This window comes from Novosphingobium aureum (assembly GCF_015865035.1).
GTDB classification, from domain to species: Bacteria; Pseudomonadota; Alphaproteobacteria; order Sphingomonadales; family Sphingomonadaceae; genus Novosphingobium; species Novosphingobium aureum.
In genome coordinates this window covers 2,302,989-2,328,350 of sequence record NZ_JADZGI010000001.1, presented here as the reverse complement: position 1 = coordinate 2,328,350, position 25,362 = coordinate 2,302,989, and the positions used below count along the sequence as shown (strand labels likewise).

The 25,362-nt window shown below is 66.8% G+C and carries 20 protein-coding genes; 5 read left to right on the top strand and 15 right to left on the bottom strand.

What is annotated here, in order from left to right; translation table 11 throughout:
• Positions 1-21: 21 nt before the first annotated feature.
• The 7 genes from I5E68_RS10870 to ocd all read right to left on the bottom strand — a co-directional run bounded on the left by I5E68_RS10870 (position 22) and on the right by ocd (position 10,568).
• Positions 22-1,596: an amidase gene (locus tag I5E68_RS10870; RefSeq protein WP_197163666.1), complete on the bottom strand. Its 1,575-nt coding sequence runs from the start codon at positions 1,594-1,596 to the stop codon at positions 22-24.
• 31 nt (positions 1,597-1,627) lie between these two features.
• On the bottom strand, positions 1,628-3,643 hold the full coding sequence (locus I5E68_RS10865) for a S9 family peptidase (protein WP_197163664.1): 2,016 nt from the start codon (positions 3,641-3,643) through the stop codon (positions 1,628-1,630).
• A gap of 95 nt (positions 3,644-3,738) precedes the next feature.
• Positions 3,739-6,678, bottom strand: a complete 2,940-nt coding sequence (locus I5E68_RS10860) for a TonB-dependent receptor (protein WP_228726930.1) — start codon at positions 6,676-6,678, stop codon at positions 3,739-3,741.
• 191 nt (positions 6,679-6,869) lie between these two features.
• On the bottom strand, positions 6,870-7,946 hold the full coding sequence (locus tag I5E68_RS10855; RefSeq protein ID WP_197163662.1) for a FecR family protein: 1,077 nt from the start codon (positions 7,944-7,946) through the stop codon (positions 6,870-6,872).
• Entirely contained in the window at positions 7,943-8,503 is a 561-nt protein-coding gene (locus I5E68_RS10850; RefSeq protein ID WP_197163660.1) for an RNA polymerase sigma factor, read from the bottom strand. Before I5E68_RS10850 ends, I5E68_RS10855 begins: the two co-directional genes overlap by 4 nt.
• 98 nt (positions 8,504-8,601) lie before the next feature.
• Entirely contained in the window at positions 8,602-9,504 is a 903-nt protein-coding gene (gene ctlX / locus I5E68_RS10845) for a citrulline utilization hydrolase CtlX (protein ID WP_197163658.1), read from the bottom strand.
• Positions 9,505-9,536: 32 nt separating this feature from the next.
• Positions 9,537-10,568, bottom strand: coding sequence for an ornithine cyclodeaminase (gene ocd / locus I5E68_RS10840; RefSeq protein ID WP_197163657.1), 1,032 nt, complete (start codon positions 10,566-10,568; stop codon positions 9,537-9,539).
• A gap of 118 nt (positions 10,569-10,686) precedes the next feature.
• Between ocd and I5E68_RS10835 the strand changes: the two genes are divergently transcribed.
• From I5E68_RS10835 to I5E68_RS10825, 3 genes are all read left to right on the top strand, one after another.
• The gene (locus I5E68_RS10835) at positions 10,687-11,115 is read left to right on the top strand and encodes an Lrp/AsnC family transcriptional regulator (protein ID WP_197163656.1); all 429 of its coding nucleotides are present in this window, start codon (positions 10,687-10,689) and stop codon (positions 11,113-11,115) included.
• A gap of 463 nt (positions 11,116-11,578) precedes the next feature.
• The gene (locus tag I5E68_RS10830) at positions 11,579-13,990 is read left to right on the top strand and encodes a M1 family metallopeptidase (protein WP_228726929.1); all 2,412 of its coding nucleotides are present in this window, start codon (positions 11,579-11,581) and stop codon (positions 13,988-13,990) included.
• Between the two features lie 10 nt (positions 13,991-14,000).
• Complete coding sequence (locus tag I5E68_RS10825; RefSeq protein WP_197163655.1) at positions 14,001-14,510, top strand: DUF6702 family protein; 510 nt, start codon at positions 14,001-14,003, stop codon at positions 14,508-14,510.
• A 39-nt stretch (positions 14,511-14,549) separates the two neighbouring features.
• Here the strand turns inward: I5E68_RS10825 and I5E68_RS10820 are convergent, their stop codons facing one another.
• Positions 14,550-15,851, bottom strand: a complete 1,302-nt coding sequence (locus I5E68_RS10820) for an arsenic transporter (RefSeq protein ID WP_197163654.1) — start codon at positions 15,849-15,851, stop codon at positions 14,550-14,552.
• Positions 15,852-16,094: 243 nt separating this feature from the next.
• Between I5E68_RS10820 and I5E68_RS10815 the strand changes: the two genes are divergently transcribed.
• Positions 16,095-17,102, top strand: coding sequence for a SphA family protein (locus I5E68_RS10815; RefSeq protein WP_228726928.1), 1,008 nt, complete (start codon positions 16,095-16,097; stop codon positions 17,100-17,102).
• 30 nt (positions 17,103-17,132) lie between these two features.
• Here I5E68_RS10815 and I5E68_RS10810 read toward each other — a convergent pair whose 3' ends face one another.
• The 3 genes from I5E68_RS10810 to I5E68_RS10800 all read right to left on the bottom strand — a co-directional run bounded on the left by I5E68_RS10810 (position 17,133) and on the right by I5E68_RS10800 (position 20,059).
• Positions 17,133-17,531, bottom strand: a complete 399-nt coding sequence (locus tag I5E68_RS10810; protein ID WP_197163653.1) for a hypothetical protein — start codon at positions 17,529-17,531, stop codon at positions 17,133-17,135.
• A gap of 444 nt (positions 17,532-17,975) precedes the next feature.
• Entirely contained in the window at positions 17,976-18,590 is a 615-nt protein-coding gene (locus tag I5E68_RS10805; protein WP_197163652.1) for a TetR/AcrR family transcriptional regulator, read from the bottom strand.
• A 71-nt stretch (positions 18,591-18,661) separates the two neighbouring features.
• Positions 18,662-20,059: a M20/M25/M40 family metallo-hydrolase gene (locus I5E68_RS10800; protein WP_228726927.1), complete on the bottom strand. Its 1,398-nt coding sequence runs from the start codon at positions 20,057-20,059 to the stop codon at positions 18,662-18,664.
• A gap of 185 nt (positions 20,060-20,244) precedes the next feature.
• Between I5E68_RS10800 and I5E68_RS10795 the strand changes: the two genes are divergently transcribed.
• A complete protein-coding gene (locus I5E68_RS10795; RefSeq protein WP_197163651.1) occupies positions 20,245-21,252 on the top strand; it encodes a DUF3592 domain-containing protein in 1,008 nt (335 codons plus the stop codon).
• 79 nt (positions 21,253-21,331) lie between these two features.
• On the opposite strand, the gene I5E68_RS10790 is transcribed toward I5E68_RS10795, so the two are convergent.
• From I5E68_RS10790 to I5E68_RS10775, 4 genes are all read right to left on the bottom strand, one after another.
• Positions 21,332-22,474, bottom strand: a complete 1,143-nt coding sequence (locus I5E68_RS10790) for a BamA/TamA family outer membrane protein (RefSeq protein ID WP_197163650.1) — start codon at positions 22,472-22,474, stop codon at positions 21,332-21,334.
• 136 nt (positions 22,475-22,610) lie between these two features.
• Entirely contained in the window at positions 22,611-23,288 is a 678-nt protein-coding gene (locus I5E68_RS10785; RefSeq protein ID WP_197163648.1) for a hypothetical protein, read from the bottom strand.
• 65 nt (positions 23,289-23,353) lie between these two features.
• The gene (gene fabI / locus I5E68_RS10780) at positions 23,354-24,139 is read right to left on the bottom strand and encodes an enoyl-ACP reductase FabI (protein ID WP_197163647.1); all 786 of its coding nucleotides are present in this window, start codon (positions 24,137-24,139) and stop codon (positions 23,354-23,356) included.
• Entirely contained in the window at positions 24,139-25,356 is a 1,218-nt protein-coding gene (locus I5E68_RS10775; RefSeq protein ID WP_197163646.1) for an acetate/propionate family kinase, read from the bottom strand. Before I5E68_RS10775 ends, fabI begins: the two co-directional genes overlap by 1 nt.
• Positions 25,357-25,362 lie beyond the last annotated feature (6 nt).

The window sequence follows — 25,362 nt, the reverse complement described above, 5'->3', positions numbered from 1 at the left end:
CGGCTACGCCCTTAAGGAAGATCAGGCGCGCAGCACGGGCGGGCGGGCCTGCGCGATCCAGGCGCTGGCCTGCTCGTAGGCGTGCCCCAGTTGCAGGACGGCCAGGTCGGCGTTGCGCGGGCCGATCAGCTGGATGCCGATGGGAAGCTTCCCCGCGCCGCCGAAACCTGCCGGAATGGCGAGGACCGGCAGGGCGGCCATGGTGGCGGGCAGGGTGACTTCCATCCAGCGGTGGTAGGAATCCATGCGCCGTCCGGCGATCTCGTGGGGCCAGTGCTGCTCGACATCGAAGGGGAAGACCTGCGCGGTCGGGAGCGCGAGGAAATCATGGCGGGTGAACGCCTCCTGGAACGCCTTGGCAATGCGGGTGCGGCCTTCGCTTGCAGCGACCAGCTGCGGGGCGGTCTGGCGCTTGTAGCCTTCGACTTCCCAGATCGCCTCGGGCTTCATCAGGCGGCGCGTTTCGGGATCGTCGTAGAAGCCCTGAAGGTCGGCGCCTACCGACCAGTGGCGCAGCGTGACGGCGGTCTGCCACATCGCTTCGGCGCCTTCGGACAAGCTCGCCTCGCCCACCTCCATGCCCAGGGATGCGAAGGCACCCAGCGCCTTCTCGCAGGTCTCCAGCACGCCCGCTTCCATGGGCAGGGCTCCGCCCAGATCGCCCAGCCATCCGATGCGCGCGCCCTTCCATTCGCGTGCGAGCGGCTGTGCGAAGAGAGCCGGATCGTCGTCCTGCGCGAAAGGCGCGCGCGGATCGGGGCCGGACTGGACCGACATCAGCAACGCCACGTCCTCGACATGGCGGCCCATCGGACCTGACGTCGCGAAGTTCTGCCAGAACAGGTCGGTGTTGGGGAGCGAGGGAACCCGGCCCCAGGACGGGCGGAAGCCGAACACGTTGTTCCATCCGGCCGGGTTGCGCAGCGATCCGCCGAAGTCGCTGCCATCGGCCAGCGGCACCATGCGCAGCGCCAGCGCCACCGAGCCGCCCCCGGTGCTGCCTCCGGCGGACTTGCGCGGATCGTAGGCGTTGCGCGTGATCCCGAAGACAGGATTGTAGGAATGCGAGCCCAGCGCGAATTCGGGCACGTTGCTCTTGCCCACGAAGATCGCTCCGGCTGCGCGCATGCGGGCGACGACTAGCGAATCTGCGTCGGGAATGTTGTCCTTCAGGATCGGCGAGCCTTGCGTGCTGGCGATGCCGCGGGTGGAGGCGGTGTCCTTTACCGCGTGAGGGAAGCCATGGAGAGGTCCGTGAAAGCGGCCCTTGGCTGCGTCCTCGTCCAGCCGGCGGGCCTGGACGAGCGCGGCATCGCCATCGATGCGCGAGACGAGGGCGTTGAAGCGGGGGTTGAGCGCATCGACGTGCTCGAGGTGCGCGGACATAAGCTCGCGTGCCGAAAGATCCTTGCTGCGCAGGGCCTTGGCGAGCGAGACCGCGCTCATGTCGAGGATGTCATTCACAGGCGCATTCTCCCTGGAGGCGGCCAGCGCGGCCGGGGCGGTGAGGGCAGAGCCTAAGGCGGGGACCAGCGCGGCGGAGCGGGTCAGCACGTCGCGTCGGCGCAGGCCCGCAGGGGTGGTTGCTTGTGTCATGCCGAAGTCTCCTTGTCACAGGGGTACAGGGTCACAGGTGCGCATCGAACCAGGCGAGCACGCGCTCCTGGATGTCGCGTTGATGATCGGCGCCGCCGATCCGGTGCGGCTCGCCCGGATAGGTGACCATGCTGGCCGGCTTTCCGAGCAGGCGCAGGCCGCGATAGAAGGCCAGCCCTTGCGAAAGGGGGACGCGCGCATCCTCTTCGCCATGGAGGACCAGTACCGGCACCTCGACCTTGCCGAGCGCGCGCAAGGGGGCGGACCGGTCCATCCGGGCGATCGCTTCGGGCGGAAGGCCGAAATAGGCCGTCACGAAGTCGGGCGTGTCGGTGGCGAGCGCGAGCGTTAGCGGATCGGTGGGCGCCGCGCCGATCACCGCGGTGCGAAAGCGGCGGTCGTGCGTGACGGCCCAGGCCGAGAGGAAGCCGCCGTAGCTCCAGCCTCCGATGCCCAGACGTGCCGGATCGGCGATGCCGCGCGCCACCAGCATGTCCACGCCGTCGGTCAGGTCCTGATAGTCCTGCGTGCCCCATCCTGAGATAACCCCGCGCGCATAGGCGTTGCCCTGACCTGCCGAACCGCGCGGATTGGGCAGGAGGACCGCATAGCCGTGGCTGGCAAGAAGCTGCGCCCAGTCGATCCAGCTTCCCTGCCAGGCCGTGGCCCAGGCTTCGTGCGGGCCACCATGCGCGAGGACGACCGTCTTGCGCGGGCTGCCGGGCACGTGGTCCGGGGGGAGCACCAGCACGCCATAGATCGTCTGCCCGTCACGCTGGCTGGTCCATTGCACTTCCTCGACGGTGCCGAGCGCAATCCCGTGGACCTGGGGGTTGAGATCGGTGAGCGCGGTGAGCCTGGCGTCCCCGTGTATCCAGATGTCGGCAGGACGCTGGGGCGCACTCGCTGCAAGGGCAATCTGGCCGTCCGTCGCCACCGAGAAGTCCGTGATGCGTCCTTCAAAGGGCAGGAACGGGCTGGCCCGTCCGGTCCTGGCGTCGATGCGGACGATCTGCTGGCGGGTATGAACGACGGCCCGGGCGAGGAGCGTGTCGGTCTCGCCCGACCATACGATCTGCCGGATCGTGCCGTCGAGATCGGCACCGACCTTGCGCACTTTGCCCGAGGCGACGTCGGCGACGAAGGCGTCGATTCCAATGGTCCCTTGGGCGGGTGCGGTGAAGGCGACTTTGCGGCTGTCCGGTGACCAGCTCGCTCCGCTATAGGCGCTCTCGCGCAGGATGCGCAGGCTCGCGCCGCTGGCAACGTCCAGCACGCGCAGTTCGGAATGGTAGAAACGGTCGTTGAGGCCCGAGGTCGCGGCCGCGCGAACCGCGATGCGCGTCCCATCGGGCGACCAGCTGACATCGGACAGGGTGCGTCCCTTGACCGCGATGCGGCGCATGGCGCGCGAGGCCAGGTCCTGGATCCACAGGTCGACCGGGACGCCCGGTGTATCGACCTCCTGGATCGGGTGGGCGGTGTCCTCGCGCGGTGCGCGCGCCAGCACCGCGAGGCTCTGGCCGTCCGGGGCCCAGGCAAAGCTGCGCACGCCATCTGCGAAGCGCGTGACGGGGCGCGGGGCCTCGCGGCCGGGGCGCACGATCCAGATCTGGCGCGTGGCGGTGCCGGTCGCATCGTCAGGTGCCTTGCGGTTCGAGAGATAGGCGATGGCCGTGCCATCGGGCGACCAGCGCGGGCTCCCCTCCTTCCAGGTGCCCTGCGTCAGGCGCACCGGGGGCGAGGCGCGGTCGCGCGCCGCGATCCAGATTTCCGAACGCTCCGGCGCGCCCGTCGCCAGGCGGGGCTGGGTGACGTAGAGAACCAGCGTGCCATCGGGCGCTATCTGCGGGTCGTGGACCCCGGTCAGGCCCATGATGTCGTTCGGTGTGATGCGGCGTTCGACCTGCCCTATCGGTGCGAGGGCGGCCGTGTCGTGAGGTGCGGCGGTCTGGCCGGAGGTGGCAAAGCCGAGACTGGCGGCCAATGCGCCTGCCAGCAGAATCGGCCGGAGTTGCGCGGTTGCCGCGCGCGAAAGGTCCTTCACCTGCGATGCCCTCTTGCGATTTACGGGATGTTCAAGGCGCGGAAAAAAGGACTGCGGGGCAGATACGCGTGCCCCGCAGTCCGGTCGGGACCCGATCAGAACTCGAGGCGGGCGCCGATCGTCATGTACCGACCGATCACGTCGTAGTACGGCGTGAAGGTGGAGTAGATCGGCGGATCCTTGTCGAACAGGTTGGCGACGTTGCCGTAGATTTCCAGCGACTTGCCGCCGGCAACCGCGACCTTCTGGCTGAGGTTGAGGTCGAAATACATGAAGGCGGCGTAGTCGTTGTTGGTCAGCGTGGGACGCGTGCGGTCCCAGTACCCGGCCGAAATGAACCGCCCGCGCACAAGGCCACTGAACCCGTCGCTGGCATAGCCGACCGAGAGGTTGGCGCGCAGGCGCGGTGTGCCGTCGCTGAAGGCATAGCCCTGCGTACCGACGTACTCGATCTTGGTGATGTCATCGTCGCGGGTGAAGCTGTTCACCCAGGTCCCGATGAGCCGCACGTCGATCCGGCCGTTCGCCGAATTGTTGAGCGGCAGGCTATAGGCCACCTCGGCGTCGATCCCGTCGGTCTTGAACTGCGCGAGGTTGACCTGCGAGGACGTGATGCTGGTGATCCGGCCCGCGCTGTCACGGTTGATGTAGCCGCACAGGTTGGTGTTGCCCGCCTCGCAGCGGTCGACGATGTTCTGTCCGCCCAGCGTCGAGATGACATCGTTGATCGCGATGTTGAAGTAGTCGATCGAGGCGGTCAGGCCGGGAAGGGGCGCCATCGTCAGGCCCGCCGTCCAGGTGTTCGCCAGCTCGGGCTGCAGCTGCGGGTTGCCGCCGCCGTAGATCAGCGTGCTGGTGGTCCCGGCATCGGGATTGCGCGGATCGACGATGCCGCCGTAGCTCATCGTCGGGGTGGTGTAGAGCTCGGTAAGATTGGGCGCGCGGATGTCGCGCGAACGGGTCACGCGGCCGATGACGCCCGGAAAGAACTCGTTGGTCAGCCCCAGCTTCCAGGACCAGATCGTGCCGCTCGTGCTGTAGTCGGAGGCGCGCACCGCGCCGTTCAGCTGCAGCTTGCGCAGCAGCGGGGTGTCGTGGACGAGCGGCAGGACGACTTCGGCGAAGGCTTCCTTCACGTTGTAACTGCCCGAAAAGCCGCTGAAGTTGAAGGTGCGGAAGGCGCCGGCCGCGTCCATCTCGCCGATGTCGGCGCGGGTGGAAAGACGGCGACCCTCGACGCCCACGGCAATCGAGACGGGGCCTGCGGGCAGGTCCACCGGCTCGCCGCGCAGCGAGGCGCCATAGGTGTCGAGCTTGTCGAGCCCGTTGAAACGCGGAGTTCCGGTCGTGTAGTCGATGGCAGCCTGGCTGGGGGCGCCCTCGCCGAAGAGGTTGAGCGGCACGCAGCCGCTGACGCCCTGGGTCAGCTGGACACGGCAGACCGGCGCGCCGGTGGCCGGGTCGATGACGGCGTCGACCGCATTGGCGAAGTTCTCGGCGATGAGGAAGCCGGGCGTGCGCAGCTTGTTGCGGTATTCGCCGTGGCTGTAATAGGCGCCATAGCGCCAGCGTCCGTCGCCGAAGCTGCCATCGAGGGCGATCGTGCCCTGGATGTTGCGGCGGTCGACGTCGATGTCCGCGAAGGCAAGATCGCCGTTGAAGCGCGAAAGTCTGAAGCTGTCCTGCCCGGCCGCGGCGAGCGCCTCGCGGATATCGCTGTTGAGGAAGGCGTTGTCGGCCTGGATCGTCCAGTTGTCGATGTGGCTGCCGAACCAGGCATAGGAATTGTAGAAGCGCGAATAGCGAAGGTCCGCGCTGATCTGCAGCGTATCGGTCAGCTCATAGGAGGCCTTTCCCATGACGGCGTAGCGGCGCTGGGGCGTGACGAGCACGCTGTAATCGTCGTTGGAGGGGCCTTCACCGCCGATCATGCTGCTGCCGACAACCGTGCCGATGTCGGGAGTGCGCAAGGTGCCGTCCGGGTTGAAGCCTTGGCCCTGCAGCACGCCCGAGGTGATGTAGCCTCCCTTGAGGCGCGTGGCATAGCCGATGTCCGGCGTCAGCGTGGTGTTGCCAAGGCTCGACCAGCGGCCAGTGTTGGCCCGGTCGGTGCGTCGGCCAATGCCCTTGTTGTCGACGTATTCCCCGCCGATCACGAAATGGCCTCGACCATCGGCGAAGCGCGTTCCGAACTTGCCCGAGAAGCCGTACTCCTGCGCGTCACCGCGCGAGGAGATGCCGCTGTGGGCGCCCAGACGCACGCCCTCGTAGTCGCTGTCGACGATGAGGTTGACGACGCCCGCGACCGCGTCCGAACCCCAGGCGGCCGAAGCGCCGCCCGTGACCACATCGACGTTGGCGATCATGATCGAGGGAACCGAGTTCAGGTCCCCGTCGACCAGCCGGCGGCCATCCATGAGCAGGAGCGAGCGCTGCGCGCCAAGCCCGCGGATGTTGATCGGAAAGCGCCCCGCGCCGGTGTTCGTGCTCGACGTCACCGGCGACTCGGCGGCCTTGAACTGCGGCAGGTCGGCGAAGGCGGCGCCGAGGTTCGGACGGCTCACGACCTGGAGGTCCGATTGGGTCATGCGCAGCAGCGGGGTGGGCGATTCGTAGCCCGGCAGGTCGATGCGCGAGCCCGTCACGACGATGCCTTCGCCCGAGGCGCCCTGGGCAGTGGCAGCGTCCTGGCGGGTTGCGGAAGGAACGCTTTCCACACGTTCGATGCGATACCCGCCGCGCGGATTGGCAACCGCACGCAGGCCACTTCCGCGCAGCAGGCGGGCAATGGCTTCGTCGCTGGCATAGCGACCGCGCAGCGCGGGCGCCGTCCGGCCTGCGGCAAGATCGGGCGCGACGACGACCATGATGTCGGACTGGCGCGAGAACTCCAGCAGGCTGGAGGCCAGCGCCTGGGCCGGAATATCGAACTGACGCACCTGCGTCTGCGCCATGACCGGCGTGGCCATGGCGAGTGCCGAAACGGAAACCCCGAGTGCCGAGGCCAGCACCAGACGCGATTTGAATAGGCTCAACATTTGCATTTCCCCCTGATCCGTCCCTGAACGGTGGCGCTGCCCGGTGACGTGACGCAGTGTCCGCCTGCACCGACCAACACCCCGATGACGCGCGCGCACTTGCGATCGTCAGGGGGTGAGTGAAATTTTTTTGTCACAAGGGAGGCGCGCGCGATCCAATATGTCGAAAAGCCCGACGTTCGGAGCCCTCAAGGGCGGGCTCGCTCAAGCACGAAGGCGCCGCTCGCTGCCTCCTGCGCCGAGACTGGGATGACCCCGTCGAGCGCGCTGACGAAAGCGGGAATCTCACTGACCTTGAAGGCGGCCGTGACACGCAGGTCTCCGATGGCCGGATCGCGCATCGTCACCCCGGGCGCATAGTAGCGGTTCACATCGGAGACGAGATCGGCAAGGCGAACGTTGTCATAGACCAGGCGGCCCTCGCGCCAGACCCCGGGGGATGGGGCCGGCGATGGCAGAGCTGGCCGCGATGCTGCGGCGGGCATTTCGCGCGATGGGCCCGGTGCTGCCGTGCTTGATGCGGAGGCGGCAAATTGCACTTCGGTGCGCTCCCCGGCGCGAAGTCGGGTGGCGCGCAAAGGCCCTCCGTCGCGTCCTGGATGCGCCACTTCGACCTTGCCCTGCAGCACCGCCACGCGCACCGACTGGTCGGTGAAGTTGACGTCGAACTTGGTGCCCAGCACCCGCACGCGCGATGGTCCGGCCTCGACGGTGAACGGCCGGCTCGCGTCATGGACCACGTCGAAGAAGGCTTCGCCGCGGGTCAGCGCGACACGCCGCTGGGCGTCGGCAAAGCGCACTTCGAGCGTGGAGGCGGGCGCCAGTGTCACTTGCGAGCCATCGGGCAGGGTAATGAGCCGGGTCTCCGCAAGGCGGGTCTCGTATCGTTCCGGCGCAAGCGGACGCAGCAGGAGCGAAAGGGTCACGACCGCCACGAGCACGGCAGCAATCGCGGCCCATGCCATCTGGCGTCGCCCAAGGCGGACAGTGCCTCGCCGGTCAGAGCCTGGCACGGCAGGTGCTTCGTCGACCGCCAATTCCGCCATTGTCGGAACAAGATCGCCAAGGCCCTCCAGGGACGCGATATCGTCCCAGGTACGCGAGAGTTCCTGCCAGCTACGTTCATGGCGCGGATCGGCAGCACGCCAGCCATCGCGTTCGCCAAGCTCCTCTGCGTTCAGCTCGCGCTCGCTGGCCAGGACGACCCAGTAGCTCGCCTGATCGTCGATACGGTCCCTGTCTTCGCGGGCGGCCTGCGGCGTCATATCTCTTCCTCCGCCTCCCTCAGCGCGCGCTCGCACTGCACGAGAGCCTGGGCCGCGTGCATCTTCACCAGGGTCGGCGAGCATTTGAGGCGGCGTGCGATCTCTGCGTAGCTTACGCCGTGAATGCGGTTCATAATCAAGACCTGTTGCCGGCGAGGGTCCATCGCGCGGATCGTCCGCTCGAGGATTTGCCATCGTTGCTTTGCCGATAAGACGCGCTCGGCATCGCAGTCGTCATGCACGGCGCCCAATATCTTTTCGCCCTCGGCATGGTCGCTGCGCACCTTCTGGCGGCGGCGCTGGTCGAGGACGTAGTTGCGCGCCGACCGGGCAAGGAAGGCTTCCGGGCTCTCGATGGAATGGCGGTCTTCACGCACCGCGAATTTTTCGAAGGCGATCTGCACGACGTCCTCCGGGTCGGGCGGTCCAGGACCGAAGCTCGCCGCGACGTAGCGGCGCAGTCGGTCCCGGTAGCCCCGGTAGAGCCGATCAAGCTCCTCGCCCGATGCGGCTGGCACGGGCGTGACGACGTCCTTCGATGTGGATTTGGAACTCATGAGGACGCCGCTTCCCTTCACGCGCGAGGTTGACCAAATCCTGCATCGGGATGCAAGTGCGCCGTTTTCCGGTGCTTGATTTCGGGAACTTGGCGGGTTCAGGAGGCGGGACGCGGCGCAAGGTGGATGCCCGCCAACATGCAGCGCACCGATCCTCCTGCCATCTCGATGGTCGGAACGTCGAGCGGCACGAGGCGAGCGACCCGCTCCAGCCGGGCGACCTGTCGGGCATCGAACGCGCGCAGGGCACGCGAAGACAGCGCGATGACGGGGCCGGAACGCCCGTCGAGCTCGATCAGGTTGCCACAGAACTCGCCGACCTGCTGCTGGCTTACGGCGATCAGCTCGCGCCCGTTGGCGGTAAGTCGCGCGTGCAGTTCCTCGCGGCGGCGCGCATCGCGCAGCGTGTCGAGGCCCGCGACGCAAAATCGTGTCCCGATGCTGAGCATGACGTTGGTGTGGTAGATCGCCATCCCGTTCGCGTCGGTTGCTTCGAACATCATCGGCTCGAAGGCAAAGCGAGTGCAGAAGCGTTCGAGCAGGACCTCGCTGGCGCGCTGCGAACGGGCGGCATAAGCCACCCGCTCGCAGTGGTCGAGCACGATGGCGCCCGTGCCTTCGAGGTAGAGGCCATCATGCTCCAGCCCCGACCAGTCGGTCACTTCCTGGACGCGGTATTCGCGCTTGAGGAACGCGACGATGTCCTCGCGGCGCTCGGGACGGCGGTTGGGCGCGAAGAGCGGGAAGATCGCCAGATGTCCGCCCGAGTGAGTCGAGAACCAGTTGTTGGGAAAGACCGAGTCGGGCGTCGTCGTCGCGCTGTCTTCGAACAGGTGGACCCGGATACCCGCGGCCTCCAGCAGGTCCGCCGCGCGCGAGACTTCGGCATGGGCATCCTCGGCCAGCGCCGTGCGGGTATCGGCCCGGATGGCTGCCGTGCTCTGGAAGGCGTTGTCACCCCGGGTTTGCGGGTTGGGTTCGAAGAAATGGGGGCGGACCATCACGACCGCCCCGGGCGCCTGGACCGAGGGCATCAGGCCGTCGCGTGCAGGCGGGGAGAGAGCAGACCGAACAGGTCGCGCGGGTCTTGCGGTTGGGCAATGAGATCGAGTTCGGTGTGCGGCGCGTGTTCGGGCAGGAGGTCGTAGAGATAGCGCAGCGCCGAAAAGTCCTCGATGCCGAAGCCCACCGAATCGAAGATCGTGATCTCCTCGTCGCTCGTGCGCCCGGACGTCTTGCCCGAGAAGACCGACCACAATTCGGTGACCTCGAAATCGTCCGGCATCTGCTGGATTTCGCCTTCGATGCGGGTCTGCGGGGTATATTCCACGAAGACCCGGCCTCGCTGGAGGATTTCGGGGGCCAACTCGGTCTTGCCCGGGCAGTCCCCACCGACCGCGTTGATGTGGAGGCCAGCGCCGGTCATGTTGGCGCTCAGGATGCGCGCGTTGACCCTGTCGGCGGTGACGGTAGTGACGATGTCCGCGCCGATCACGGCCTCGTCGGCGGACGGGGCGATCACGACCTCGATGCCGCTTTCGGCGAGGTTCCGGGCGAACTTGCGCGAGGCGGCCGGATCGATGTCCCAGGCCTGCACGCGCGTGATGCCCAGCAGGGCCTTGAAGGCGATCGCCTGGAATTCGGACTGCGCGCCCTGTCCGATCATGGCCAGAACCCGCGACGCGGGGCGCGCGAGGTAGCGCGCGGCAAGCGCGGACATCGCCGCGGTGCGCAGCGCGGTCAGCAAGGTCATTTCGCTGACCAGGACCGGGTAGCCGGTATCGACGCGGGTGAGCACGCCCAGTGCCGCAACCGTCTGAAGGCCCGCGGCGGTGTTGCCCGGATGGCCGTTCACCTGCTTGAAGGCGAAATACTCGCGGTCGGCCGCGGGCATGAGTTCGATCACGCCATCGGGCACGTGGCTGGCATAGCGCGGAGACTTGTCGAATTCCTCCCAGCGCTCGAAATCGGCCTCGATCCGCTCGGCGAGGCCGCGCAGGAAGGCCTCAAGCCCTACCGCTTCGACGATCCCGGCAAGATCTGCAACGCCAACGAAAGGTACCATATGTGTGTCTCCTGATTTTTGCTCAGGATAGGCAGGCAAGTTTCATGGTGAATGTCTAAAATGGCTACAACTGCGCCGAATTTCAGTCTATTTGCATAGTCGTTATGAGCAATTTGTCATGATATCTCTCGACAAGCTGGATCACAGCCTGATCGGCATCCTGCGTACCGACGGGCGTGCGCCCGTCTCCAAGATCGCGCAGATTCTTGGCGTGTCGCGCGCGACGGTGCAGACCCGGCTAGACCGTCTCGTTCAGAGCGGAGCGATCCTGGGCTTCACCATTCGTGCGCAGGAAGAAGCGCCCTCGGGAGCGATCCGCGCGATCATGCTGGTCGAGGTCGAGGGCCGTTCCACCGATGCGGTGATCCGCCTCTTGCGCGGGATCCGTGAGATCCATGCCCTGCACACCACCAACGGCGCCTGGGACCTCGTCGCCGAGATCGTCAGCCCGACGCTTCCCGACTTCGACCGGGTCCTGCGAGAGGTGCGCATGATCGAAGGCGTGCTCAACAGTGAGACAAGCATCCTGCTGCGGTCGCTGGCATGACACTGGCGATTTGCGGCGTCTTACCTCTCTCTTCTCGAATGAGACATGTCCCTATGGCCGCGTCCTGCTTCGTGCGAAGGGGGAGAGCGCCCGGTCCGCTTTTGAGGTCCGGAAAATGGTGGCTGAGCGTCTCTCAGGGGGCGGCAGCCGACGCGGTGTGAGCCGCAGCTGTCCTGTGCCTAGGCTGATCAACCAGAAGGGGGCAGCAATTGCATCTGCTTCTTCGGTCTTGAACAGATGTTGGCCGAGATTCTTCGCCGCGCCTCGCTGAGTGCCCCTGAAGATCATATCGCCAGTCCGCCAAAAATTTGCAAAAAAAGCAGTTCGGTCAGGCCTATGGCTTGCACCTGAGTTGGCGTCGGGACATCGGTTGGGGAGAAGCCTGCCTTGCCCAAACAGTGTGCGTTGACACACGTGTAACCCCATATCATTGTCCCGGCCGGGTCAATTCAGGGGTATCTTCTTGCCAGTCACATCTGTCGTCCGTCGCGGCGCGCTGCTTTGCGCCACGGTTTCCTTTGCTGCGCTCGCGCTGAGCGGTCAGGCCATCGCCAATCCGCTCGAGCAGACCAAGGGCAAGTTCGAGGACAAGTTCCGCCAGCTCGAGGGCGAGGAATGGCCCACGCCCACCGACTACCGCAACGCCTCGGGCGCGCCGGGCTATCGCTACTGGCAGCAGAAGGTCGACTACGACGTCAAGGCTCGCCTCGACGAGGGCAAGCGCTCGGTGAGCGGGACCGAGACGATCACCTACACCAACAATTCGCCCGACGCGCTGCCCTACCTGTGGCTGCTGCTCGACCAGAACAACTACAAGCACGATTCGATCTCCCAGATGGCGCAGACCGTCTCGGGCGACACGATCAGCCTCGCCGAAGTGCGCCGCGCCAAGCGCATGCAGGAGTGGGAAGGCGGCTTCACCATCGCCGCCATCCGCGACGCTGCGGGCAATGCGCTGCCCTATACCGTGGTCGACAGCCTGCTGCGCATCGATCTGGGCGAAGCGGTGCCGGGCAACGGCGGCGAGACGCGCTTCACCATCGAATGGTCGTTCCCGATGGTCGAGAACAAGGTCGTGGGCGGCCGCTCGGGCTACGAGTGCTTCACCCAGGCGGGCGAGGACGGCAACTGCATCTTCGAGGGCGCGCAGTGGTTCCCGCGCCTCGCGGTCTATTCGGACTACGAGGGCTGGCACAACAAGGCATTCATCGGCTCGGGCGAGTTCACCCTCGAATTCGGTGACTACAACGTCGCGCTGACGGTGCCTGCCGATCACGTGGTCTCCGCGACCGGCGTGCTGCAGAACCCCGACAGCGCGCTCAGCGCCGCGCAGCGCGACCGGCTCGAGAAGGCCAAGGGCGCGACCAGCCCGGTCTACATCGTGACGCCTGCCGAAGCCGTCGCAGCCGAGAAGGGCAAGGCCTCGGGCGAGAAGACCTGGGTCTTCGCCGCCGAGAACGTGCGCGACTTCGGCTGGGCCTCGTCGCGCAAGTTCGCCTGGGACGCGATGGGCGTGAAGCAGGACTATGCCGATCAGCCGCTGGTCATGGCGATGAGCTTCTTCCCCAAGGAAGCGCGCCCGCTGTGGGATGCCTATTCGACCAAGTCGATCGCGCATACCATCGACGTCTACGGCCACTTCGCGTTCCCCTATCCCTATCCGGTGGCGCAGTCGGTCAACGGTCCGGTCGGCGGCATGGAATACCCCATGATCACCTTCAACGGTCCGCGTCCGGTAAAGGACAAGAAGACCGGCGAGCTGACCTATACCGAGCGCGCCAAGTACGGCCTCATCGGCGTGGTCATCCACGAGGTCGGGCACGACTGGTTCCCGATGATCGTCAATTCGGACGAGCGGCAGTGGACCTGGATGGACGAGGGGCTCAACACCTTCCTCCAGTTCCAGGCCGAGAAGCTGTGGGACAAGGACTTCCCGGCTCGCCGCGGCGAGCCCAAGGACATTGCCGAGTACATGCTCTCGGAAAACCAGGTCCCGCTCATGACCCAGTCGGACTCGGTGCTGCAGTTCGGCGCCAATGGCTACGGCAAGCCCGCGACCGCGCTCACCATCCTGCGCGAGACGGTGCTGGGCCGCGAGCTGTTCGACCGGGCCTTCCGTGAATACGCGACGCGCTGGCGCTTCAAGCACCCGACGCCCTATGACTTCTTCCGCACGATGGAGGAGAGCAGCGGCGTCGATCTCGACTGGTTCTGGCGCGGCTGGTTCTATTCGACCGACCACGTCGACATCTCGCTCGACAAGGTGGTCAAGGCGCGGCTCGAGCCCTCGGATGCCGACGCTGCCGCAAAGCGCCGCATTGCCGAGCGCGGCAAGGAGCCGGGTTCGCTGACCGCCTCGCGCAATACGCAGCAGACCGTGGTCGAGCGCGATCCCTCGACGCGCGACTTCTACGACAGCATCGACCCGCTCGACGCGACGGCTAAGGACCGCAAGAAGGCCAAGGGTGCGCTCGAGGACCTGACCCCCGAGGAGCGCGCGGCGCGCGAGGTGAAGGACAATTTCTACCGCTTCACCTTCTCGAACAAGGGTGGTCTGGTCATGCCGGTGATCCTCAAGATGGACTTCACCGACGGGTCCTCGAAGACCGCGCGCATCCCGGCCGAGATCTGGCGCTACAACAACCGCAAGGTCACCTGGCAGTACGTCACCGAAAAGACGCTGGCCAAGGCCGAGCTCGATCCGCTCTGGGAGACCGCCGACGCCGACCGGTCGAACAACGTCTACTCGGGCAACATCGAAGACAAGACGCTGGGCATCGACACGCGCGACGAGGCGACCAACCGGATGAAGGATTCCAACGTCAAGGTCCTGCCCGACTCGCTGCGCACTTACGATGCGCCCGAGCGCGATTGAGGCTGGCACGATGAAGACGATGATGATCCGCCTTGCAGCCGCCTGCGCGCTGCTTCCGGCCCTGACGATGGCGGGTGCCCCTGCGGCGCTCGCCCATCGCGGGCATGACGCGATGAGCGTGGTGCGCGTCGAGGCAGATGGCAGGCTCGCGGTCTCGCACCGCTTCGAGGCGCACGACATCGAGCCGGCGCTGGCCGCGATCGCACCCGAAGCGCAGGTCAGCCTCGATGATCCCGAGGCAATCGCGGCGCTCAAGCGCTACCTGCTGCGCCATTTCACGCTCAGCGTCGATGGCGAGCCGGTCATGCTGCGCTACGTGGCCTCGTACATCGGCGCCAGCCAGGTGCGCTTCGATCTCGTCGGCACGCTGCCCGAGGGCGCGAAGACGATCGAGATCGCCTCGACCATCCTGCGCGATGTCTATCCCGGACAGGTCGACCAGGCGATGGTCCATACGGCCAAGAGCGTGCGCACGCTGCGCTTTGCGGGCAGCGAGATCCACGAGGTCGCGCTCGACTGACACGGGGCCGGGGCGCGCGCAGGCAAGCGCGCGTCCCGCTCAGGCCAGCGTCAGGCGCAGGGCCAGCGCGGCGAGGGTGAGCAGCAGGATCGGGGTGGTTAGCGTCACGCCGAGGCGGAAGTAGTAGCCCCAGCCGATGACGACGCCCTTCTGCCTCAGCACGTGCAGCCACAGCAGCGTCGCGAGCGAGCCGATCGGGGTGATCTTGGGCCCGAGGTCGCAGCCGATCACGTTGGCGTAGACCATCGCCGTGCGCACCGCTTCGCCATGCATTGCTCCATCGAGCATGGTGCCATCGATCGAGAGCGCGCCGACGAGGACGGTGGGCATGTTGTTCATGATCGAGGATAGCACCGCGGCAAGCACGCCGGTGCCGAAGGTCGCGCCCCAAACGCCGCCATGCGCGCTCCACTCCAGCAGCCCGGCGAGGGCCTGCGTCAGCCCGGCGTTCTTCAGCCCGAAGACGACGAGATACATCCCCAGCGAGAAGATCACGACCTGCCACGGCGCTTCGCGGATGACCTTGCGCGTGGCAATTGTGTGTCCGCGCGCGGCGACCGCGATCAGCGCCAGTGCGCCGCAGGCCGCGACCGCGCTGATCGGCACGCCCATCGGGTCGAGCACGAAGAAGCCGAGCAGCAGGCCTGCGAGCACCACCCAGCCGGCGCGAAAGGTCGCGCGGTCGCGGATCGCAGCGTCGGGCGCGCGCAGCTGCGCCACGTCGTAGACCTCGGGAATGTCCTTGCGGAAGAACAGCATGAGGGCGCCCAGCGTCGCGGCGATGGCGACGAGGTCCACCGGGATCATCACCAGCGCATAATCGCCGAAGCCGATGTCGAAGAAGTCGGCCGAGACGATGTTGACGAGGTTCGAGACGACAAGCGGCAGGCTCGCGGTATCGGCGATGAAGCCCGCTGCCATGACGAAGGCCAGCGTCGCGCGCTCGCCCTGTCCCAGCGCGCGCAACATGGCGAGCACGATCGGGGTGAGGATGAGCGCCGCGCCGTCGTTGGCGAAGAAGGCCGCGACGAGCGCGCCCAGCAGCACCACCAGCGCGAAGAGTGCGCGCCCGTTACCCCGGCCCCAGCGCGCGACGTGGAGCGCGGACCACTCGAAGAAGCCCGCCTCGTCGAGGATCAGGCTGATCAGGATGACCGCGACGAAGGCCCCGGTCGCGTTCCAGATGATGTCCCACACGATGGGGATGTCGGTGAGCGTGATCACGCCGGTCAGCAGCGCGAAGAGCGCGCCGCCCATCGCGCTCCAGCCGATGCCGAGGCCGCGCGGCTGCCAGATCACCAGCGTGATCGTGACGAGGAAGATGGCAAGAGCCGCGATCATCGGCTTTGTCCCTGACGCAAATGGCGATGGCGCAGATGGCAGGGGCTGGAGGCGGCAGCAGCGGGCGTGGTCGTCATCCATCGCGAATTAACGATGGGACCTTGCGCGGTCAACGGTGATGGAACTGCGGCAAGAACCCGGCCTTGCGGGAAGGACGCGCCCCGGCCTCGGGACTAACCCCGATTAGCAAGACGTGCCCGGTCCCTAGGATCGCAAGGGTCAGGAACATGAGGGAAAAGGGCCATGGCGCTTTCAGGAACAGGCAGGTGCGGGCAGGAATCATGGCGGTGGCGCAGCGTCGGCCTCAGTGCGGCGGGCGCGGCGCTGGCCATGTTCGTGCCCGGCGTGGCGCAGGCAACCGAGAGCGGGGTCTCGCTATACCTTCACGGATCGGGCGGCCCGGGAACGGCGGTCATGGCACCGCTCGAGGGCGTCTACTTCGACAAGATCACCTGGGTCTACGACGGCGATGCCGGGATCGAGCGCGAGCTACCGGTCAACGGGCGCGTGGTTGCCGGTGTCGACCTTACCGTGGTCGCCGAGTTCGCGACGATGCTCTTCGTGCCCTCGACCGACTTTCTGGGCGGGACTTTCGCAGTGGGCGTGACCTTGCCCTATGGCGCGCCGATGCTCGATGCCGCGGGCGTGCTCGAACGGCCGGGCGGCGGTTCGCTCTCGGCGAGCGTCCACGATACCGCGCTGACGACGGGCGACCCGGTCGGCGTCGCGATGCTCGGCTGGAAGGAGGGCGACCTGCACCTGCAGGTCTCGAGCATGGTCAACGTGCCGATCGGTCACTTCCGCGAGAGCGGGCTCGCCAATCTCTCGCTGCATCGCTGGGCGGTCGATACCTCGATGGCGGCGAGCTGGCACGATGCCGAGGCTGGCTGGGACCTTTCGGTGAAAGGCGGCTACACCTTCAACGGCAGCAACGAGACCAACGGCTACGACAGCGGCGACGAGATGCACCTCGAGGCGGCGCTGGAGAAGATCGTCTCGCCTGCCTTCTCGTTCGGCCTGCAGAGCTATTACGTCAAGCAGGTCAGCGACGATGGCGGCGCGCTCGGCCCGTTTCGCGGCGAAGCGCTGGCCTTCGGCGTGACGGCGGCGACCAACGTGCAGATGGGGCGCGCTCCCGCGACGTTCCGTGGGCGGGTGATGCAGGAGGTCGATGTGACCAACCGGCTCAAGGGCTCCTCGTTCTGGCTCGACTTCTCGATCCCGCTGCACATGAACATGCCGCCCCAGTAGGGCCCAGAGTAGAGCAACGCGTCTCGGGTGTCAGGCGACGCGCGAGACCACCGCGCCGCGCGCGCGGCCGATCAGGTCGAGCACCGCGCCGACCTGCGCCTCGCTGTAGCCTGCCGCAAGCGTCTCGCGCTGGGTCGAGGCCGGGACCGTGTAGCCCTGGTTCCAGGCCTGGACGGCGAGCTTGCGCAGTGCTTCGAGCCGCTCGTTGGCGAGCTGGCGCGAGACCGGATCGGGGCCGAAGACGAGGCGGGCAAGGCGCCCGCGCTTGCGCACCGGGCGAAGACTGGCGAGGCCGTCGTGGCGCGCCAGTTCGATGACGCGCTGCTCGACCTGTGAGAGCTGCGCCTCGGCCGCCTTGGGTTCGAGCGCCTGCGCGGCGGCCGCGCAGGGCGCCTGCAGCGCCGCTTCGTTGAAATCGATGAAGGCCATGATCGTCACTCCCTGTTGTGGTCCCGATGCGCACCCGGGGATCGGGAGGGGACAGTGCGCACCGGGACCTCTCGCGGTGCGCATGGGGAGCGCACCGAGATTGCCTGGAGACAGGACTGCGGCCACGTGCATCCGGCTCCGGAAGCGGACTTCCGGATGGCGGCAAGGCAAACCTGCTCTGCGCCCGTCACCAGAACGGGCACGTTCGATGGATGGAAGGGCGACACCGCTGCCGAAACCGGCATTGCGGGGATCAGGTAGCGAGTGGCGCCTTCAATCTGTACTGGGCGGTATATATAGAGGGGGTGTTACCGTCAACCGATAAATATACCGCGCGGTATGGTAAAATTTGCCCTCGGGAAAATCCGGCTTTGCACGGGTGGGAGTGACGAGGCTCGAAACCGGCCTCGCGCGCGCGGCGTCACCAGAGCGGCTGCGCTCGCCTCAGGCGGCGGGCCAACAGGCCAGCGTGAGGTCGATCACCGACTCGAGTTCGGCGCAGCTTGCCCCGCTCCGGGCTTTCACCTGCAGGCCCTGCAGTACCGTTGTGAGGTAGCGGGCGAGGGCGCCTGCATCGACCGATGCCGGCAGGTCGCCTTCACACCGTGCAGTCTCGAAGCGTTCGATCATTGCCGCTTCGGAGGAACGGCGTCGCTCGATCAGGTGATCGCGGATCGATTCGGCCTCGCTGCCGCCACTGACCATGCTCACGACGCCAAGGCAGCCTTGCGGGTCGCTGGTTCCGCAATGGGTCGCAAGAGCGCCGCGCAACAGCTTCTCGGCGACGGCGCGCGCAGTCGGTTCTGCCAGCGCCTTGCTGACGTAGGCGAGCTTGTCGCGCTCGTAGACGTCGAGCGCCTTCTTGAAGAGCGCTTCCTTGTTGCCGAAGCAGGAATAGAGGCTCGGCTTGGTGATGCCCATGGCCTCGGTCAGCTCGGCCATCGAGGCGCCCTCGTAGCCGCGTTCCCAGAACACCCTCAGCGCGCAGGCGAGGGCCTTGTCGGGATCGAATTCACGCGGGCGTCCGCGGGTCTTCGTGGTGGCTTCGGTGCATTCCATACCAGCCGGTATATAGGTATCCTTGGCCGAAGGTCCAGTTTTCTTGCGATCCGCCGCGGGCAGGCGCGCGCTCAGTCGCCAGCGGCGCGTGCCGGGTCGTCGGCGAGCGCTATCACCGTGGCGAGCCCGGCGGTCATCGCGGCGAGGTCGCGGGGACGGTCGAGGGTGATGCTCTCGCGCAGCGAATGCGCCCCCGAACTGTCGAAGCCCGCGCCCAGCGTCACAGCCGGGATGCCGAGGCTCATCGCCATGTTGCTGTCGGTCGAGCCGGCACCCAGACGCGGGGCGATGCCCAAGGCCTCGAGCGCGCCGCTGGCGATCTGCACGATCGCGGCCTCGGGCGGGGTCGTGCCCACCGGGCGGTCGCCGATCAGCTGCGCATCGAACGATATCGCACCTTGCGCGGTCGAGCGCGCCGCATTCTCGCGGGCCGTGGCCTGCGGCAGGATCGCGAGGAACTGCTTTTCGAGCGCTGCCAGTTCGGCCTTGCCGTTCGAGCGCATGTCGATGGTCATCGCGGTCTCGAAGGGGATCGAGTTTACCGAGGTGCCACCCTCGACAAGGCCCACGCTGTAGGTCGTCTTGGGCTCTTGCGGGACCGCGAGCTTGCCGAATTCGACGATGGCATCGCCCATCGCGAAGGCCGGGTTGACGAGGCCGAAGGCGCCGAAGCTGTGGCCGCCAGGGCCCTTGAAGGTGACCTTGTAGCGGCGCGAGCCGGTGCCCCCGTTGGTGACGCGCCCGTTGTGGCCGGGCTCGAACGAGATGAAGGCGCCGATGCGGTCCTTGTACTTGCCCTTGGTGAACAGGTGTCGCGTGCCGCGCAGGTCGCCCGGGCCTTCCTCGCCGACGTTGCCCATGAACAGGATGTCGCCAGCAGGCGCGATTCCGGCGCGCCGGATCGCGCGCACGAAGGCGAGCAGGACGGGCAGGCTGCTGGTGTCGTCACCGATGCCCGGTGCGCGCAGCGTGTCGCCCTCGCGCGTTACGGTGACGTCGGTGCCTTCGGGGAACACGGTGTCGAGGTGCGCGGTGACGACCAGCAGGGGCAAGCTGGCGCGGTCCTTGGCATGGCCCTTGAGCAGGCCCATCGCATTACCGACCTCGTCGGTCTCGACGTCCTCCAGCCCCTCGGCGCGCAGCATCTCGAGATAGGCGCGCGCGCGGGCCTCTTCCTTGAAGGGCGGTGCGGGGATCTGGGTGAGCGTGACGATGTCCGCGACCATGCGGTCATAGTCGTCCGCCAGCGACTTGCGCGCCGTGGCGAAGGCCGGGCTGGCGAGAAGCGCGGCGAGGTGCGGCTGCTCGCGAACGACCCTCGTCTTCGCGGCATCGTCCTGTCCGGTGCCAGCTGCGGCCGCCTGCGCCATCTGGAGGAGGGCCGGGCCGTGATCCTCGTGCGCATCTGCGGGCGCGCACAGGCCGAGGGCGATCGCGAGGGTGGTCACGCATGTCGCGGTCAGTTTCATGGGTCGGCTCCGGTGGGGGGGCGATCGCGCACGATCGGGAAAGGAACGGGGTGCCTAGGCGGTTTCGCCGGAAGGCACCATCCCCGGCGCCGCCTCATCCCCACCCTGCAGGCCCGATCATGGCGTGCTGCGAGCCGTTGTAAACCCTGTCCTTTTGCGCGGCGCGCCATTCACGGACGAAGGGCGTGGACGAAAACGAATCTCCGGGTTCGCCCCTTGTCGAACATGGGCATATCCCAGGTTGTGAAGACTCTTGGCGGGTGAGGGAAGCAATCGTATCGCTTTGTCTTTGGAATCCGCGGGGGCTGTTGAACTTGTCAGAAATTCTGTTTCCATTTGTCTGGATCGGTGGCTGGGTCGCAGCGTCTGTTTGGTTCCGACGCGCGAATGGCCGGTCCATCATTCCACAGAGGCCGACGAATGCGGATTTTCTGGAGGATTGGTGCTCCGGTCGGTCACTCCGGAATTACCTTACTCGCGTCGGCGGCGCTCGTAATTGCCTACTGGTATACGTGTCGGACGGGCAGCTTGTTGTAACGCCACGCTTTCCGTTCACACTCTTGTTCCTGCCTGAACTTTTCGGACTGGACATTCGGGTCTCCACTGCCTCCATTGCCAGTGTTGAACCCGTGCGGCGCTTATGGAGCCGCATGTTGCGAGTTTCATTCGAATCCGCTGTTCTGGCACCGATTGAGTTGAAACTGCACGATGAGCGTCGTTTTTTGGATAGTCTGGGACGTCGAGCACAAGTCGGGCTTGGGAGAGCCAGCACGGCTCCGCTCAAGCCGCGACGCAGTTTCAGGCTCATCTTTTTCCGTTTGTTTATGATGGTTTGGGGCACGGGCGCTCTCACTGCAGCGCTTTCTGGCCTGCCTGAAGACTATCGCTTCCGACGTGATGGTGTTGAGACAGTCGGCGTATTCGACAGCCATACGGGAGTGCTCGGGGATAGGAATGACAGGGGCGTCTTGTCATATTCGGTACGCGGCGACCGCTTTCACCTCACATCTCTCCAGGGGAATGGCGTCTACGAGTTAGGCGGCACTGCTAAGCTATTCTACATGCCAGATAAGCCAGAGGACGCGCGAGAAGCTGCGAATCTACTATTCAACTTAATGTGGTTACTTCTTGGTATCGTAGCCCTCGCGCTTTCGATTTTGGGCGGATGGATCGCAAGGCGAATCTGGCGCTGACGCTTTGCCTTCGGACGGCAGGCAACCACCCAAGTCGGTAGCTGCGGTCACGATTTGTCCACGGCTCCTAGGGGTGTGCCTAGAAGGATTCCCCCAGCGACACGTAGACGGCATGGCCATCGCGCCCGAACCCGGCATCGACGCGCAGGTTCACGCCGTAGCTCTCCGCGAGCAGGTAGCGAAGGCCGCCGCCGATCGCAGGCAGCATGCGTGCGCCAAGGGCATCGCCCAGACCCCCGCCGGTACTGCCCAGCCCGATGAAGCCGACCGCGCCGATCCGGCGGGTCAGGCGGTGGCGCCATTCGGCCTCGGCGGACCAGCTCGCGCGGTCGCGGAAACGTCCGCCCGGATAGCCGCGCAGGCCCACCTCGCAGATGTCGAAGAAGGGCGCGCTCTTACTGACGAGGCAGGCCTTGGCGCGCATCGCGAGCACGTCGTCGGCGCCCATGTCGCGATAGTGCTTCCAGCTTGCCTTCGACTGCGTATAGCCAAGGTCGCTGCCGAGCGCGGGCAGGGCGAAGTGCACTTCGGCATTGGCGATGGTGCCGCTGCGCGGGGCGAAGGGCTCGGTGGTATCGTCGTAGGTCAGGATCGGGCCGAGCTGGACGAGTTTCTGGCGGGTGTCGAACACGCTCGCGCCGCCCGCGTCCTCGACGAGCTGCTCCAGCGCCTCGGAGGTATCGCGCAGGCTCGAATGCTTGGAGCGGTAGCGCAGGCGCGCGCCTGCGAAGATGTGCTCGTCGATGCGCAGCCGTGCCTTGGCCGAGACGATCGTCGTCTTCTCCTTGACGTCGGCCCACTCGTCCTCGTCCGAACTGTCGCCCTCCGCGCCGAAGTAGCGCAGGTTCATCGCGGTGTAGGCGGCGATGAGCTGCACGCGCAGCCGGTCGCGCGCGAGCGACATCGACTGGACACCGCCTCCGCCCCACGAGCCGTTCGACGTGCGAAAGCCGCCCACGCCTGTGGTCCAGGGTCTCGTGCTCTTGCCCGGCTGGTAGAACAGCGCGGTGGCGAGCGCGAGCCCGGCGCCCAGTTGCGGATCGCCGATCGGGACCGGGATGATGATGCGCTCGCGCGGCTTCTCGCCCGCCTCGGCGATGCCCTGCGCCGCGTCCTCGGTCTCCTCGAGGTCTTCGAGCTGGCGTTCCTGCGCATGGAGCGCGGGCGCTGCAAATAGTGCGAGGCACAGCAGGAAAGGCGGAGCGAAACGCGTGAGCGGCATCGAAGGGCCGTTCCTTGTCCGGCGAGCCATGCCAGTCATGGCCGTGGGCGACAGTATCACTCGCTAGTTGCAAAATAAATGCCTCTTAAAAGGGGCCTATTTACTTCGCGATATCGTATGCAGTGGTTTGCGCTCTTCAGCGCCCCGACTGCAGTTCGACGAGCTCGTAGCTTGCGCCGATCATGGCCCATTCGAGCCGCAGGAACAGGGCATGGGGGCCGTGTACCCACAAGTCGGCAGGTTCCCACTCGGGATGCCAGCGCAAGGCATAGCGGCGCGCCGGGAAGGTTCCGGCGGGCGTGGTCACGCTTTCCTCACCGCGATAGGCGACCTCGATCGTGGTCGGCATGGCGACAAGGCCCTTGTCCCCGTCGGGCGAGATCGAGTTGGTCACGCAAGCTATGGTACGGAAGGTGCCGGGCGCATCGGTGCCGCGCGCCAGCGCGATGAGCGCGTCGCCCACCAGTGGATGGAGGCCGAGATATTCGACCCCGGCGGGGACGGGCAGGTGCTGGGCAAGGCGTCCACCCTGCGCAAGGTCTCCGCTGGCCCGCACGCCCGCTGCCTCGCACACGAACAGCACGGTGCCTGCGCGGGCGCCCTGCCGGGTCACGCGGCAAAAGCCGTCGAGCGGGCGCGCGGCCGGATCGAGCAGCATGGTCACGTCGCGGGTGAGGGCGATCTCGTCCATCTCGCAAAAGGCACGCAAAGTGCGGCCGAGCCCGCCTTCGTGCTCCACCATCTCGAACCATTCGCGCCCGGTCTCGCCGTGCGGACCGCGATAGCTGATCTTGCCCTTCAGGAATTCGCCCATGAACGCGAAGCTGAAGCCCGGCGCGCGCGCGCGACATCGGAGCCTCGTCGATGGCCGTCAGGCGGTCAGCCGAGGATGTGCTCTCCCGCGTCGACCGGGATCACGGTCCCGGTGATGCGCCGCGCCGCGGGGCTGGCGAGGAAGGCGGCGAGCGCGCCGACGTCGGCGATGTCGACGGCCTCGCGCACCGGCGACTGGGCGGCGGCGCGTTCGAGCAGTTCGTCGAAGCGCTCGAGCCCACTTGCCGCGCGCGTCGCGATGGGCCCCGGCGAGATCGCGTGGACGCGGATGCCCTTGGGCCCCAGCTCTGCGGCGAGGTAGCGCGCGGTGCTCTCAAGCGCGGCCTTGACCGGGCCCATCAGGTTGTAGTGCTCGACCACCCGCTCCGAGCCGTAGAAGGTGACGCAGGCGAGGCATCCGCCCTCGCTCATCAGCGGTTCGGCGAGCTTTGCCATGCGGATGAACGAGTGGCACGAGACGTCCATCGCCATCGCGAAGCCTTGCGCCGAACAGTCGGTGACGCGCCCTTGCAGGTCTTCCCGCGGGGCATAGGCGATGGCGTGGAGCAGAAAGTCGAGCCCGCCCCAGCGTTGCTCCACGGTCTCGAACAGCTCCTCGAGCTGACCGGGCTCGCGCACGTCGAGCGGGGCGGTCCACTCGATGCCGAGGCTTTCGGTCACCGGGGTCACCCAGTCCCTGGCCTTGTCGTTGAGATAGGTCGCGGCAAGGCGCGCTCCGGCCTGGGCGTAGGCGGCGGCGCACCCGGCGGCGATCGAGTGGGCATTGGCGATGCCGACGACGAGGCCGCGCTTGCCGCGCAGGTCGACGACGGGGGAGAGGGGAAGCGTCATCACAGTTCTCCTTCGGGCGCTTGGCCCTTGTGAGCAGTGCCATTTAGCGCGTGAAGCGTGTGCAGGGCGATCATGCGCTCCTCGTCGGTGGGAACGATGCGCAAGGCGACACGGCTGTCGGGAGTGGAGATGAGCGGGGCATTGGCGACGTTGGCCGCCGGGTCGATCTCGATGCCGAGCCAGGCAAGGCGCTGGCAGATCGCGGCGCGCATCGCCGGATCGTTCTCGCCGATCCCGGCGGTGAAGACCATGGCATCGAGCCCGCCGAGCGCGGGGAGCAGGCCCGCCGCCTCGCGCGCGGCGCGGCTGGCGAAGAGTTCGAGCGCTTCTGTCGCCGCGGCGCTGCCATCCTCGCGCAGGGCCCTGACATCGCTCGATATCCCCGAGACGCCGAGGAGGCCGCTGCGGCGATAGAGCATGTCCTCGATCGCATCGGGCGCCATGTGCTCCTGCGTCTGCAGGTGCAGCACGAGACCGGGGTCGAGAGTGCCGCAGCGCGTGCCCATGACCAGCCCGTCGAGCGCGGTGAAGCCCATCGTCGTATCCACCGAAAGCCCATCGAGCATCGCGCACATGCTCGCCCCGTTGCCGAGGTGCGCGGCGATCACCCGGCCCCGTGCCAGTGCAGGGGCGATCCGTGCAAGTTCCTGCGCCACATACTCGTAGGACAGCCCGTGGAAGCCATAGCGGCGAAGGCCCCGCTCGTGCAGCTCGCGCGGGATGGCGAAGCGCGTGGCAAGCGGGGGCATAGCATGGTGGAACGCGGTGTCGAAGCAGGCGACCTGCGGCTGCTCGGGGGCGAGGCGGGCAAGGCTGCGGATCGCGGCGAGGTTGTGCGGCTGGTGCAGCGGGGCGAGCGGGCACAGCGACTCCAGTTCGTCCAGCAGCGCGTCATCGACGCGGCGCGGGGCGACGAAGCTGCTACCGCCGTGGACCACGCGGTGGCCGATGGCGAGGATGGTGCCTTGCGCGATATGCGCGCGAGCCCAGTCAAAGAGGTATTCGAGCAGGTCGGCGTGCGTGAGGGCTGCACCATCGTCCCACGCGCGCTCTTCCAGAACCTCGCCCGCATCGGTGCGGATGACGAGCGAGGGGGCGATGCCGATGCGTTCGAACTTGCCGCCTGCGGTGTGGTGCGGGCGATTGTCGGCATCGAGCGCGAAGACCGCGAACTTGATGCTCGACGAGCCCGAGTTGAGGCTGACGATTGCCCTCATGCGCCC

Coding starts and splice junctions, on each gene's coding strand:
- I5E68_RS10855 (WP_197163662.1), bottom strand. CDS start 7,946: ATGACGCCGCAGGCCGCCCGCGAAGACAGGGACCGTATCGACGATCAG.
- I5E68_RS10820 (WP_197163654.1), bottom strand. CDS start 15,851: ATGATCGCGGCTCTTGCCATCTTCCTCGTCACGATCACGCTGGTGATC.
- ocd (WP_197163657.1), bottom strand. CDS start 10,568: ATGGTACCTTTCGTTGGCGTTGCAGATCTTGCCGGGATCGTCGAAGCG.
- I5E68_RS10800 (WP_228726927.1), bottom strand. CDS start 20,059: ATGAAACTGACCGCGACATGCGTGACCACCCTCGCGATCGCCCTCGGC.
- I5E68_RS10805 (WP_197163652.1), bottom strand. CDS start 18,590: ATGGAATGCACCGAAGCCACCACGAAGACCCGCGGACGCCCGCGTGAA.
- ctlX (WP_197163658.1), bottom strand. CDS start 9,504: ATGGTCCGCCCCCATTTCTTCGAACCCAACCCGCAAACCCGGGGTGAC.
- I5E68_RS10825 (WP_197163655.1), top strand. CDS start 14,001: ATGAAGACGATGATGATCCGCCTTGCAGCCGCCTGCGCGCTGCTTCCG.
- I5E68_RS10775 (WP_197163646.1), bottom strand. CDS start 25,356: ATGAGGGCAATCGTCAGCCTCAACTCGGGCTCGTCGAGCATCAAGTTC.
- I5E68_RS10835 (WP_197163656.1), top strand. CDS start 10,687: ATGATATCTCTCGACAAGCTGGATCACAGCCTGATCGGCATCCTGCGT.
- I5E68_RS10815 (WP_228726928.1), top strand. CDS start 16,095: ATGGCGCTTTCAGGAACAGGCAGGTGCGGGCAGGAATCATGGCGGTGG.
- I5E68_RS10785 (WP_197163648.1), bottom strand. CDS start 23,288: ATGGGCGAATTCCTGAAGGGCAAGATCAGCTATCGCGGTCCGCACGGC.
- I5E68_RS10870 (WP_197163666.1), bottom strand. CDS start 1,596: ATGACACAAGCAACCACCCCTGCGGGCCTGCGCCGACGCGACGTGCTG.
- I5E68_RS10850 (WP_197163660.1), bottom strand. CDS start 8,503: ATGAGTTCCAAATCCACATCGAAGGACGTCGTCACGCCCGTGCCAGCC.
- I5E68_RS10810 (WP_197163653.1), bottom strand. CDS start 17,531: ATGGCCTTCATCGATTTCAACGAAGCGGCGCTGCAGGCGCCCTGCGCG.
- fabI (WP_197163647.1), bottom strand. CDS start 24,139: ATGACGCTTCCCCTCTCCCCCGTCGTCGACCTGCGCGGCAAGCGCGGC.
- I5E68_RS10790 (WP_197163650.1), bottom strand. CDS start 22,474: ATGCCGCTCACGCGTTTCGCTCCGCCTTTCCTGCTGTGCCTCGCACTA.